Source organism: Paenibacillus sp. NPDC058177, from assembly GCF_042883835.1.
GTDB classification, from domain to species: domain Bacteria; phylum Bacillota; class Bacilli; order Paenibacillales; family Paenibacillaceae; genus Paenibacillus_AQ; species Paenibacillus_AQ agri.
Genome location: NZ_JBHVVB010000001.1, coordinates 1,807,185 through 1,819,310, shown reverse-complemented (window position 1 = coordinate 1,819,310; position 12,126 = coordinate 1,807,185). Strand labels below are relative to the sequence as shown.

Genomic DNA, 12,126 nt, shown 5'->3' with positions numbered 1-12,126 from the left:
GTCAAGCAGGATGAAACATGCAGATTTGCGTATCGATCAGAAAGCTGGGGTTGGTCAGGGTTACTTTGTAGAAGAAGTTCCTTTTGGAATTGATGCTTTGGTACAGTTGAAGAACGAGGGCCAGAGAGTGCTTCAGCTTGTGATAACTCGCTACAATGCATCTTCCATTACGACTGATGTTTCACCGCATTCCGATTTTGCAATCGAGGTTGGTAATATTCAAACGATTGGGATTTTCGTTCCGGGCAGCGAGAGTGAAAAGGAAAAAGGAAAGGGACGACTGATTATCATCCCTAATTTTAAGAATATCAATCTTGTATAACTCTTAGTTTAAAGAGTCCTAACGAAAGTATTGTACAAAAATGTCGCATCCCCTGTTATTTTTTCAGGGGAGTGCGGTGTTTTTGTGTTTTTGGTAGACGATACACAGGTTCACTTGTAATGTCCGCCGATTTTGCCTGCCCGGTCCTTGATCAGTCCGGAATCGGTGAAGGAAGCCGCCCGCCCGATAATCGTATCACCATATTTGTTCTTCAGGTTGTCAGTGGCTCGCTCCAGCTCCCGATACCTAGGGCGGGTCTCAAACAGCGTCAGCTGGTACTGGTTCTCATCGCTAAGCTCAGACAGACTGAGGTTCACCCGGCGTACAGGCTGGCCGTCCCAATGTCGCCGGAAGAGGGCCACGGCCGCCTCGTATACAAGGCTTGTGGCGTTGGTGGGGTCACTCATTTTGCTTTGTCTGGAAAAGCCGGTTGGCGCTTCGAAGCTGGCGCCTTGGCAGCCAACGGATACGACGGCGCCATTCACCGCGAGGCGTCGGCAACGCCTGCATACCAGCTCTGCGAGTTCCAAGAGCACGGTCTTGATCTCAGCTAGCGTGTGATAATCGCGGGGCAGTGTCATCTGATGACCGACACTCTTGGGCGGAGCCTCGTAGGTTGCCGGATGCACGGGGCTATCGTCCAGACCACCGGCGATTCGCCAGTAGAGCTCTGCGTCAATATCGCAGTTCTTGTGGAACTTCTCACGCATGCGCCATTTCAGCTCGGCCAGGGGCATTTGGGCGAGATGGCCGATTGTTGTAAGGCCCATACTGTGAAAATGGGCTGACATGCGACGGCCCACCATGAACAGGTTGCCGATGGGCTGCGGCCAGAGCAGTTCCGGGAGCTGCTGACGTGCCAGGGTGAAGAGGCCGCCCTTGATTTTTTTGGCCCACAAATCGCAGGCCATCTTGGCCGTGACCTTGGAGTAGCTGATGCCGATCCGCGCATATACGCCGGTTTCTTTGGAGATTTGGTCCTGAATAGCAGTGGCAATCTGCTGCGGACTGCCGAACAGGGAGGTGCTGCCTGTAATATCTATAAACTGTTCGTCGATGGAGTAGGGCTCCACGAGGTCGCTGAAGGTGCGCAGAATGCCAGTGATTTGGGCGGAGACATCAATGTAATGCTGCATGCGGGGCCGGACCACGATGAGTTCAGGACATTTGGCCAAGGCTTCCTTCAGAGTCTCAGCAGTGCTTACACCCTGTTGCTTGGCGAGGGGGCAGGCGGCGAGAATAATACCGCTGCGTCTGGCCGGGTCTCCGGCAACGGCGAGGGGTTTGCCGTTGTATTGGGGATTGGCGGCCTTTTCGACTGAGGCATAGAAGCTTTGGCAGTCGGACAGCATAATGATGCGTTCTTTATTCATATTCGTCACTCTCCAGGTAAAGGCAGTAGAAGCAGATACGTAGAGGCGTTATTTTGACGGGCGGGATAGTTGATTGTTATTATAATACGAACATATGATCGTGTATATGCATATTTATTTCCATTCGTTTCAGTCTTGCAGGGTGCAAAGTCCGGTAGCCACTGCGCCGGAGGCGATGGTGAAGAGGGAGTGAACAAAGGTCTCCTTGGAGATCAGCAGGCCGCCAGCACCAATGATCATAGCATCCGTCACGAAGATGATGACCCCGACGTTCAGTGGCACATAGCGGGTAATAAAGTGGGCAAGCAGATCTGTGCCCCCGGTGCTGGCTTCAAAGTGCAGCATCAGCCCAAGGCCGAGTCCCATCAGAAATCCGCCGATAATTGCACTTGAGATGGGTCCAAGTTCTATGTAATAGAGGAAGTGGTACTGGAAAGGGGCCACGAGCTCAATAAGCAGAGATGAACATAACAGGCCTATCAGGCTATTGAGGAAGACATCGCGGTTCTTGAGCCAGGCCAGCAAAAACACGGGCAGGCTGCAGACCACAATGGCGATTCCGATATTGATACCATACAAATAGTTGATAATGAGAGCTATGCCGATAATTCCGCCATCCAGAACTTTATAAGGGACAAGGAAAAAGTTGGTCCCTGCGGCAATAAGCAAACTTCCCAGCAAAATGATGGCGTATTTGGACCATGACCTCATATTCAACATCTCCACATTTAGGCATGTCTTATGAATATGCTTGTCATTGGTAAAAAATTGCTTCTGAAAGAAGAAAAAGTCTTACCATGAACCTCCCATTACCATGGGCCGCGTAAGCGGAGGACGCCTTCCATAATGGAAAAAGACCCTGCTTGCGCAGGATCAGAGAGAAGGGATTAGACCGGCACGGGTTCCGGGCGTTTAAGCTGGAGCGGGGGCGGGATGAGCCAGCCCTTCTGCTTATTGATCCGTAGGAGTGCGAGTCCAAGGGAGGCCATGGCGGCATGAATCTTCATGAACAGGGCGCCGACATCCTCGCGGATAGACATGCCCATAATCTGGCTGCATTCGACGAGGCTCATGGCCACCCCGGCAGAGAGCGCAGCGGCAATCTCGGGATCGGAGAATCGGGCTCCTGCTGGAATGTCCGCCAGCTTGGTGGAAGGCCGATCCGGCAGTGTAGGGGTAGGGAAGACGCCGGAGGCTTTAAGGAGCTTGTCGCATTCTTTGATTTCCCCCTGGGCCTGATCCATCAGATCATCAATAATTTTCTTCAAGTCCTGATCGCCTGCATGATAATGGTAGGCCTGGAGGGCGGATAGCGTCATTTTTGCTTTGGCGGAAAATTGCCACACACCGAATATTTCGCCGTAGTGCATGGGTTCGTCTTTAGGATTGCCACTTAGAATGCCCATTGCGTATTGCTCCTTTATAAATAGTTTATGATCGTGTAAATAGCTTGTCCGGCAACAACTGTTTTATTCCGCTATTGCTGCGGGAGGGAATTTAAGGCTTGCAGCAGTGATTAAATACAGCTATATTATTAATAGTAATTATTACTATTAAATAAGCGCTAAGGTCAAGGAGCGAATAGAAGAAAATGGATTTTACATATAAAGTGCTGGAAAGTGATATCGATCTGCTGGCCTCGGCGTTATCCGAGACGCTTGTAGCGGTGGCTGTCAAAGGCGGGGAAGCAGAGGATATTCTGGAGCTTGGCGGACGGATTTGCGAGTATACCCCTAATTGTGTTCGCATCCGTGGGTTGTCATACAGCCGGGAGCTGTATGAATTTCGTGTTCTGACAGGCGGTTGAGTCTGGCAGAAGGCGAGAATAACAGCTCAATCACAACATAAGGGACCCCGCTGTCGACAAGCGGGAGCAATCGTTTGTATAAGAAATCGGGAGAAAAAGTGCATTGAACAAAGGATCAGCTGTAGGTTACCATTGTTCTTGTCATCATATGAGAATGATAATCAATTACAGTTGAGGTGGAGAAAGATGCTTAGATGGGGTCAAAAGGCTGCATGGACAGCTTTGTTAATGGTAGCAGTACTTGGGGTGACAGCTTGCGGGGCCAATAATACGCCTAAAGAAGCAACTGCAACGAATAATACAGAGAAGACTCAGCCAAGTACTGAGACGGCTGGCAAGACCGAGAACACAACTGAAGACAACGCTGAAGACAATGCAACACGGAAAGTAACCGATGAATTCGGAGAGGTGGAAATTCCGGTTCATCCGAAGCGCGTAGTCGGTCTGTATATTGAAGATTATCTAAAAGCACTGGGCGTCACACCGGTGGTCCAATGGTATCATCCGAACTGGGGCAAACAGGATTATCTTCATTTGGATGTTCCCTTGTTTGATTTTAGCGGCAACTTGGAAGCATTGCTGGACCAGGACCCTGACCTGATCATCGTGGATGGGAGCGTGGACAAGGAGAGGTACGATCAGTATTCCAAAATAGCACCCACCTACCGGTTGAAGGAAGCAGTTTTGCAGGACTCTGCGGAGATACTGAGGGCTATTGCGGATGTACTGGGCATCCCGGAGAAAGCGGAGACAGTGCTAGCAGAATACAAACAGAAGGTGGAAGATGTAAAGGCTAAGCTGCAGCAGGCGGTTGGAAAAGAAACCGTTGCGGTAATCAGGCTAAATGTTGCTGACAAGACATTGGCCCTGTTCGGGGTTAACAACCGGTTTACTGGCGTGCTTTACAAGGATTTTGGACTTAATCCAATACCTATGGTAGCTAATATGACGGATTATCAAGCGATTATCTCTGAAGAGGTTATTCCTGAGCTGGGAGCAGATCATCTCATCGTATTCCCTGCCAACGGCACCTGGGAAGACCCGGAGAATCAGGAAGCTTACAAGACATTGGAAGGTCCGCTGTGGAAAAACATCCCGGCGATCAAAAATGGCAAGGTGTATAAAATGGAGCGTTCCCATTGGCAAACGGGGGCGATCACCGCTAACTCCATGAAATTGGACGACCTGTTGAAATACATGGTGAAGTAAGACAAATATTAGAAGAAAGCTCCCGACTCCGGTTGAAGAGCTTTCTTTTTTGTTTTACACTAAATTAGTGAAAATCATTCTCAGTTAAGAAGGGGCGGAAGAACGTCGTGGATCATAGAGAGCCACCAAACAAGGAGGCGTTGTTATACGCTTTGAACCAAATAGAACTGCTAAACAGACCTGCACATTCCAAAGATATGCCTAAATTTTTTCAGGAATGGACCCTAGTGGTGGCAGTAGAAGGACAGGGAAGGCTGGTTGCAGATGGAACGGGATTTTCTCTAAAGCAAGGTGCCGGATTTCTGCTTTCTCCTGGCATGGCGGGGGGATTGGAATGCGGGGCGCGGGGACTGCGCTATTATCAGATTGGTTTTGAAGTGATTGGGCAAAGCGAGGCGGGATATAGGCGGGTTAGCTTGGCGGAAGCTGGAGAACTGGTGGTGCCTGGACCAGTGGATTGCCAACCGTTCTCTAAGTGTCTTTTGCTGCTGGAGACCCTTCATCAAGAGCAGGCCAGCAGCGGGGAGGCTGCCCGTCTTATGGGTCATATTCACTTTCTGGAGCTATTGCTGCTGCTCTATCGGCAGAGGACAACGGACAAGCATGAGCATACTGTTCGAAGTGCTGTAGAGCAGTCTATTGAACATTTAAAACAGCATTATAACGAGGTCTGGACGGTAGACCGTTTGGCAGACATAGCCAAGATTGGGCGTTCCCGGTACACCCAAATGTTCAAGGAGATTACGGGGCAATTCCCCCTGGATCACCTGAATGACCTGCGCATTGATCGTGCACAACAATTATTGTTGATGACGAATGACCGTCTTTACGACATTGCCCAGACGGTAGGCTACAGCAACGAGTATTATTTTAACCGGCGCTTTAAAGGGGCAGTAGGGGTTACACCAGGACAATACCGCCGCACCCACCAGGAGAATATTCGCGTGTTTGCTCCATTTATGGAGGACTATCTGCTGGCACTTGGCATCATTCCTGTTGCCCAGTATGCACACGCCCAGTGGGGCGTGCAAGACTATCTCGGCCTGCACCAGGTTCCGCCGTTTGAGATTTCGTCCGGGAACTGGGAGTCGCTCTCCCGTTATGAGCCCGAGCTGATCCTGTTGAATGATGGATACCAACGCTGGAGCCTGGAGCAATGCCGCACCGTAGCCCCACTATTTAAGGTGCCGATGATGAGCAGTGAGGACTGGCGCTCCACCCTGATGACCGTGGCCTCGGTGTTCGGAAGAACCGGCCAGGTGGACGAAATCATCAGTAGCTATGAGCACAAAGCCAAGGAAGCCAGACATCTGCTTACCCGTTCCGTTCGCGATCAGACCGTAGCCTTTCTTCGGCTTTCAGCTTGCGGGATTACGCTGTATGGCAGCGAAGATCTGGGCTATACGGCAGGTGTACTGCACCAAGATTTGGGCCTCCAGCCGTACCCGCTGGTGCAGCAGTTAGCCCGGGGCGAACGACGCATCAACCTCCCGCCAGACATGTTGGCCCGGCTGGATGCCGACCACCTGTTCATTACCTTCGATAAAGGCGAAGGAGAGGGCAGGGAACTGCTCCAGACGGAGCTCTGGCAAAGCCTGCCCGCGGTCCGCAATAACCACGTGTATGAGGTGGATTTTCTCAGCTGGATGAATTACGGGGTGCTGTCGCATAGAAGGAAGATTGATGATGTGCTGCGGGTGTTGGCTTGAGAGGATTTTATGAAAGAAGAGAGTAGCTATGATTGGAAGCTAAACGTGAGTTAAAGCCGGACCCATTGGTCGGGCTTTTTTAGCTTGCAATAGGATCGTATGTTCGTTATCATTCGAAGTAAATACTTGGAAGTTATGTATGGGAGATGATATGGAGTGCAATTAGGATGTACCTATTTAGTCGTTAAGGATATGAACCGGTCTATCGCCTTTTATGAGGCATTGCTGAATATGAAAGCTATATCCAAAAATCTCGAAAGATGGGCGCAATTTCATTGCGGAAATACCATTGCCCTGTGGAATCCGGAATATGACCAGCGGCTCATCAAGGATAGTGAAGATATATCCGTTCATTTTGATGAAGCGTATTTGAAATATAAACAAGATCACGCTACCCAATATGGTAACAATGTGGTTTTAAACTTCAATGTTCCTGACTTGCAGAGAGAGTATGAGCGAATTCAGTCATTGAATATTGGGACCGTGACCGAAATTCTATATATCAATGTGGTGCAGCCGTATTACTGCTTTATGCTGAATGATCCGGATGGGAATTTGATTGAGATTACAGGGGATTACCCACTCCTGAAAAGAGCAGATCACTCGCGTTCCAATAATGGATAACACATATTGTCATATTAAGGAATAATGTTATAATCTCTTTGACCCATGAAGGAGGGAATACATGAATTTAGCTAATAAAATAACCATCGCAAGAATACTATTAATTCCTATCTTTATTTTGCTCTTCCCTATATATCCTGAATGGTTAATCAAGGAAAATACTATCATACATCACATAGATCTCTATGGAATTTATTATGCTGCAGCAGTATTCTTACTTGCCTCAGTCACTGATAAATTAGACGGGTATGTTGCAAGAAAGTATAATCAGATAACAAACCTAGGAAAGCTGCTTGATCCATTAGCAGATAAACTCCTAATTTCCACAGCTTTAATTTTAATGGTAAGTCAGCAGTTAATATATACTTGGGTAGCCTTTGCTATTATAGCAAGGGAAATCATAATTACCGGGATTCGAATCGTGGCAGCATCTCAAAAAATCACGTTGCAGGCCGATCGATTCGGAAAAATAAAGATGGTATTTCAGGTTATTGCTGTATCAGCGGTTCTCTTGAATAACCTCTCATTCCGTTACATCACGGAAATTCGTGTCGATCAGGTACTTATGTATGCTGCATTAATTCTGACTATATATTCGGGCTATAACTATATAAAGAATAATTATCGAATGCTAAAACTTGAATCTTGATCAAGTGTGGTTATATTAGCTAACAAGGAAGCGGATGAGAGTTTATACTATCAGAACTAGTTCGGGTAGTTTTTTCTTTTAAAAAAATAATTGCATTTATTGCCCAATCTATGGTATATTATATTTCGTTGCAGGACGGTAGCTCAGCGGGAGAGCACTATCTTGACAGGGTAGGGGTCATGGGTTCGAACCCCATCCGTCCTATACGCAGAAAGCCTTGTATATCAAGGCTTTTTTTGTTTTGTTTAGAGATAAGTTGGAACGGGAGATCCAGACTAATCTAGCTCTTCCCAGTTTTACATCCCCAAAAATACAAAAGAAGCCCAAGATTTTTAAATAACCTGGGTCTATCCACACTCTGAAGGAACCAATACATCGTATTGGTTCTTTGTGCGGACTCCAGCTTTACCATTGTTCATTCAAATAAAAGAAAGCTGCCCCAAGTCATAACCACAAGAGGGTGACTTGGAACAGCTTCTAATAAAGTATCTGTTATTTAATCTTGCATATCTAACATTTTCACAATAACTGTTGCCGCTTCGGCCCGGCTTACCGGCTTATCGGGGCGGAATGAACCGTCTGCGTAGCCTTGGATAATTCCTCTGGTTGCAAGAGCCTTCAACGAATCAACAGCCCATGAAGAAATGTTTGCCTTGTCTTTGAAGTTTAATGTTCCTTCATTGCCTGTTGTCATATTTAATGCCCGGGCGATAATTACCGCCATTTGCTCCCGGGTAATCTTAAGCTCTGGCGCAAAGGATGATGCGCTCACGCCTTCAATGATACCTGCTTTAGCTGCTGTTCGAACCATGGCATCAGCCCAATGTCCGTTCATATCCTGGAACGATGGACCATTATCTTCCTTGAGCTTGAGTGCCTTCACGATAAGGGCAGCAAATTCAGCACGTGTCATTTCCCGTTCCGGCTTGAAGCTTCCGTCTGGATACCCGCTGACGATATCCAACTTGCTTAATTTGTCAACCGCTTCTTTTGCCCAATGCTTGGACAAATCATTAAACGTGACAGATCCGGTTGTCGGTACATTGCCCTCGGCTGGCTTTTGCGGCGAAGGGGTTGGCTTCGGCTGCTCAACAGACGGAGTTGGTGTTGGAGATGGTGTTGCTGCTGGTGTTGGCGTTGGAGCCGGAGTTATACCGCCGCCGCTGCTATTATCATTGTTGGAAGGAGGAGCGCTGACATCAATGCTGACTACAGCAATATTGGAGTCGGACACACCGTCATTCGCTTGGTAAGTAAATGTATCTGTTCCTGTAAAACCACTGTTCGGCACGTATTTAAATGCTCCATAGGTTGCATCCGTGACCGTTAGCAAACCGAATTTTGGTTGGTCAATGATCCGGTAAACGAGAGCATCCGAATCCATATCACGGGCATTCATGTGCCCATCAACTGCGTTATTCACCGTCGTTTGAAGCTGAACATTGCTTGCCACTGGTGCGCTGTTCGGTTCAATATGAACAAATACATAAGCTTCATTAGTTGTTCTGGTTTCATCGCTGATTTGGAAAGTGAACACGTCTATGCCGCTCTTTCCGGCATCCGGCTTGTACTCAAAAGCTCCGTTGCTTCCCTCTGTCACTGTCACGTGCCCTTTTTCAGGGAGTTTTAACAATTTAACATGTTTGATTTTATCATGATCTTCCTTGTACACGGCGTCGGAAACGGTAGCAGTTAATGTTTGGCCTTGCCGTACCGAGTATTCAAGATTCGAAGCCTTCCAGTCTCCTGAACCGACTGCAGAATCTTCAATCTGTACAATGACGGCAGCTTCCGCGGATTCATTTTTACCATCTGTTGCGTTATAAATGAAATAATCTGGACCCGTTTGTCCATTGTCCGGTACATATTGGAAAGCACCCGTGGACGGATCAATGAACTGAATCGTTCCTTTGCTTGGCTGTTTCAGTAATTTAAATGTAAGCATATCGCCATCTGCATCATCGGCTTTTAACATCCCGTTCAACGGTTTGCCAGGAGCCGTAGCTAGGCTAATATCATGTGCGACAGGGGGATTATTCTTGATAACCGTTATGCTAACACGGGCAATGTTAGAATACGCTTTGCCGTCATAAGCACGGTAAGTAAATTGGTCAGATCCGTTATAATCGCGGTTAGGAATATAAACGAATTTCCCCGTTTGCTTATCAACCGTTACCGAACCATTGGCTGGTTTATCCATAATTTCATACGATAACGGGTTCATGTCCGTATCAGTAGCGGATAGTATTCCATTGTATTCTTTGTTCTGATTTGTTTCTACGGTCATATCGTTACTGACGGGTATTTCATTCTCATTCATGAGGAACTCCGAATGATCCAATGCATGATCCGTAATGCGGATTTCATTAATCCCGCCATTGAATCCTTTTTCGAACACATTATCGTAAGCATATGCGCCGACGATCCACGGTACATATTTTCCATTTCTCATAGCTGTAGCTAATCCTAGAGGCTCCCCGGATTCACCTTCATCATTGCGAAGCACTGGAGATCCGTTAATGTACATCTTTGTCGAATGGGTATCGTTAACGATGGCTACGTGAACCCAGTCGAAGAACGTTTCACCCGACCAGTTTGTCTTAAGGCCGTTAAGATTTGTCGGGTAGGCTGCCCATTGCACCTCTTTGAGCGTAGAGATAGACAGTGTTGCAATAGGCTCTTCCTTGTCCCCGTCTGTTTTACCGGCTTCTGCTCCCGTACCTCCGCGCCCCAAGATACCCATCCAGCCGTTCTTCGACGCGTCGAAGTTTTTGGCTATCCGGAAATATGCTTCGATCGTATAACCATTTTGAAAGGTCATTTTATTCAACATTGCATCGTCACTTGTGCGAAGATAGGATAATTCCTCGGGCTTTTTACCATAAGAGGAAATCTCAAGACTACCGTTGCTTTTGGAAAAAGGAGACTTGTCATCGGACCACTTCATATCGATATCCGGAACATCTCTCGTCATAAGGTCAACTCGGTACAGATCATTGCCGTTGCCGGAAATATCCTTAACATTGAAGGAGCCGTCAGCCGGCTTTTCGAATCTCCAGTGCGCTACCTCTCCATTGCCGGCAGATGCATCGCGAATATTAATTGTTGCAGTTCCGACGTTGGAATCAACGAAGCCATCGTTGACTTTAAATGTGAATGTATCTGTACCCGTCATGCCCGCTGCCGGTGTATACAGGAAAGATCCGGTAGCAGCGTCGGTCAGCTTCACAGTGCCTTTTGTCGGAGGAGAGACGATTGAATAAGTTAATGCGTCCGCATCCTTATCCGTTGCCTTAAGCTTGGCGCTCAATGTTTTCCCATCGGCTGTGTTATAGAAGACGTCTGTCGCCTGCGGTGCGTTATTTTGTTCATCCCAAATTCCTTTGAACCGCTCTTTAAAGTCCATGTTCACAGTAAACTTGTTGTTGGGATCGGTTAACTCTTCAATGTCATAGGTTGCGTCACGCTGATCCGCAGGTAGATTCATAACCCACGGGGAGAACGTCTTGGCGGAAATTGTGCCGGCATCGAGATTGAACTCTAATGTTCGCATAATTCCGTTACCGCCCATGTAGTATCCCTGGTAATCAATAACCGACATAAGTACATCATGTCCACTATCATTTTTTTTGACCATTTGAGCACTTCCATGATGATGGCCATTGAGCGTCAGAAAGATTTGATCATTACCTTTTATCAATTGATCCCACAAAAATTGGCCGTTATCGGTCATCACGGCTGTTTTTCCATCGCTATCAATATTCAAAAGTTGGTGTGTTACTAAAATGGTTGGGTAATTTGGGTGGTCATGCAGAACTTGATTGGCCCACTTTAGGGTGTCTGAACCAGCTCTCCAGTCAATGAATAGTACGAGGAATGTCTTTCCGGCTCCTTGAAATGTATAGTAAGAGCTGTAGCCTTTAGGTGAGGTGGCGCCAAATCCAGGGTTGCTGCCCATGCGGGAAGCAGGCTTGAAGTATTGATTAAAAAATTGATTATATCTGTCATTATCGTCACGGCTATCGTCATCCAGCCAATCGGCAATATCGTGATTTCCTGTCGTATAGCCATAAGGAATCTTCGCATCATCCAATGTCTTCATTGATTTGTCTGCATTTTTCCACTCATATTCCTGTGTGCTTCGATCGACAATGTCACCCAAATGAGTGGTGAATACGATATTTTCGCTATACTGGAATTTTTTGATCCAGTCTGTTTGGGCATCAAATATTTCTGGTTTATATCTCGAATACATTTGGGTATCAGGCAATACAGCAATTTTGAACGTTCTCTCGGTAGCTGCTTGAGCCTTCTGAACAGTTGATCCCGCTAATGGGGATAATGTGATGGGCAGCAAAATTGCAAGAGAGCATAAAACCATGGATGCTTTTTTTAACAGTGACATCATGACGTCTATTCCCACCTTTTTGGTT

10 protein-coding genes and 1 tRNA gene are annotated in these 12,126 nt (G+C 47.2%); 7 read left to right on the top strand and 4 right to left on the bottom strand.

Annotated features, from left to right (window positions below):
* Positions 1–10 precede the first annotated feature (10 nt).
* Positions 11–322 carry a hypothetical protein gene (locus tag ACFVU8_RS08635; protein WP_379466267.1) on the top strand — a complete coding sequence of 104 codons (312 nt, stop codon included), beginning with the start codon at positions 11–13 and terminating at the stop codon, positions 320–322.
* Positions 323–432: 110 nt separating this feature from the next.
* On the opposite strand, the gene ACFVU8_RS08630 is transcribed toward ACFVU8_RS08635, so the two are convergent.
* The 3 genes from ACFVU8_RS08630 to ACFVU8_RS08620 all read right to left on the bottom strand — a co-directional run bounded on the left by ACFVU8_RS08630 (position 433) and on the right by ACFVU8_RS08620 (position 3,101).
* Positions 433–1,695: a DNA polymerase IV gene (locus ACFVU8_RS08630; protein WP_387426790.1), complete on the bottom strand. Its 1,263-nt coding sequence runs from the start codon at positions 1,693–1,695 to the stop codon at positions 433–435.
* A gap of 129 nt (positions 1,696–1,824) precedes the next feature.
* A complete protein-coding gene (locus ACFVU8_RS08625) occupies positions 1,825–2,406 on the bottom strand; it encodes a YitT family protein (RefSeq protein ID WP_379466265.1) in 582 nt (193 codons plus the stop codon).
* 176 nt (positions 2,407–2,582) lie between these two features.
* Positions 2,583–3,101: a DUF3231 family protein gene (locus ACFVU8_RS08620; protein WP_175374503.1), complete on the bottom strand. Its 519-nt coding sequence runs from the start codon at positions 3,099–3,101 to the stop codon at positions 2,583–2,585.
* A 185-nt stretch (positions 3,102–3,286) separates the two neighbouring features.
* Here ACFVU8_RS08620 and ACFVU8_RS08615 point away from each other — a divergent pair, with 185 nt between their 5' ends.
* The 6 genes from ACFVU8_RS08615 to ACFVU8_RS08590 all read left to right on the top strand — a co-directional run bounded on the left by ACFVU8_RS08615 (position 3,287) and on the right by ACFVU8_RS08590 (position 7,897).
* Positions 3,287–3,502 (top strand): hypothetical protein, encoded by a 216-nt coding sequence (locus ACFVU8_RS08615; protein WP_066370982.1) that lies wholly within the window; start codon positions 3,287–3,289, stop codon positions 3,500–3,502.
* Between the two features lie 186 nt (positions 3,503–3,688).
* Positions 3,689–4,711: an ABC transporter substrate-binding protein gene (locus tag ACFVU8_RS08610; protein WP_387426788.1), complete on the top strand. Its 1,023-nt coding sequence runs from the start codon at positions 3,689–3,691 to the stop codon at positions 4,709–4,711.
* Between the two features lie 152 nt (positions 4,712–4,863).
* Positions 4,864–6,420, top strand: a complete 1,557-nt coding sequence (locus ACFVU8_RS08605; RefSeq protein ID WP_387426786.1) for a helix-turn-helix domain-containing protein — start codon at positions 4,864–4,866, stop codon at positions 6,418–6,420.
* Between the two features lie 156 nt (positions 6,421–6,576).
* Positions 6,577–7,044 carry a VOC family protein gene (locus tag ACFVU8_RS08600; protein WP_387426785.1) on the top strand — a complete coding sequence of 156 codons (468 nt, stop codon included), beginning with the start codon at positions 6,577–6,579 and terminating at the stop codon, positions 7,042–7,044.
* Between the two features lie 61 nt (positions 7,045–7,105).
* The gene (gene pgsA, locus ACFVU8_RS08595) at positions 7,106–7,693 is read left to right on the top strand and encodes a CDP-diacylglycerol--glycerol-3-phosphate 3-phosphatidyltransferase (protein WP_387426783.1); all 588 of its coding nucleotides are present in this window, start codon (positions 7,106–7,108) and stop codon (positions 7,691–7,693) included.
* A gap of 132 nt (positions 7,694–7,825) precedes the next feature.
* Positions 7,826–7,897, top strand: a tRNA-Val gene (locus ACFVU8_RS08590).
* A gap of 292 nt (positions 7,898–8,189) precedes the next feature.
* On the opposite strand, the gene ACFVU8_RS08585 is transcribed toward ACFVU8_RS08590, so the two are convergent.
* Positions 8,190–12,101 carry an Ig-like domain-containing protein gene (locus ACFVU8_RS08585; RefSeq protein ID WP_387426781.1) on the bottom strand — a complete coding sequence of 1,304 codons (3,912 nt, stop codon included), beginning with the start codon at positions 12,099–12,101 and terminating at the stop codon, positions 8,190–8,192.
* Between the last annotated feature and the right edge of the window lie 25 nt (positions 12,102–12,126).

Excerpts from the sequence above, each read along its gene's own strand:
- ACFVU8_RS08625 (WP_379466265.1), bottom strand. The coding sequence starts at position 2,406 with ATGAGGTCATGGTCCAAATACGCCATCATTTTGCTGGGAAGTTTGCTT.
- ACFVU8_RS08620 (WP_175374503.1), bottom strand. The coding sequence starts at position 3,101 with ATGGGCATTCTAAGTGGCAATCCTAAAGACGAACCCATGCACTACGGC.
- ACFVU8_RS08615 (WP_066370982.1), top strand. The coding sequence starts at position 3,287 with ATGGATTTTACATATAAAGTGCTGGAAAGTGATATCGATCTGCTGGCC.
- pgsA (WP_387426783.1), top strand. The coding sequence starts at position 7,106 with ATGAATTTAGCTAATAAAATAACCATCGCAAGAATACTATTAATTCCT.
- ACFVU8_RS08610 (WP_387426788.1), top strand. The coding sequence starts at position 3,689 with ATGCTTAGATGGGGTCAAAAGGCTGCATGGACAGCTTTGTTAATGGTA.
- ACFVU8_RS08630 (WP_387426790.1), bottom strand. The coding sequence starts at position 1,695 with ATGAATAAAGAACGCATCATTATGCTGTCCGACTGCCAAAGCTTCTAT.
- ACFVU8_RS08585 (WP_387426781.1), bottom strand. The coding sequence starts at position 12,101 with ATGATGTCACTGTTAAAAAAAGCATCCATGGTTTTATGCTCTCTTGCA.
- ACFVU8_RS08635 (WP_379466267.1), top strand. The coding sequence starts at position 11 with ATGAAACATGCAGATTTGCGTATCGATCAGAAAGCTGGGGTTGGTCAG.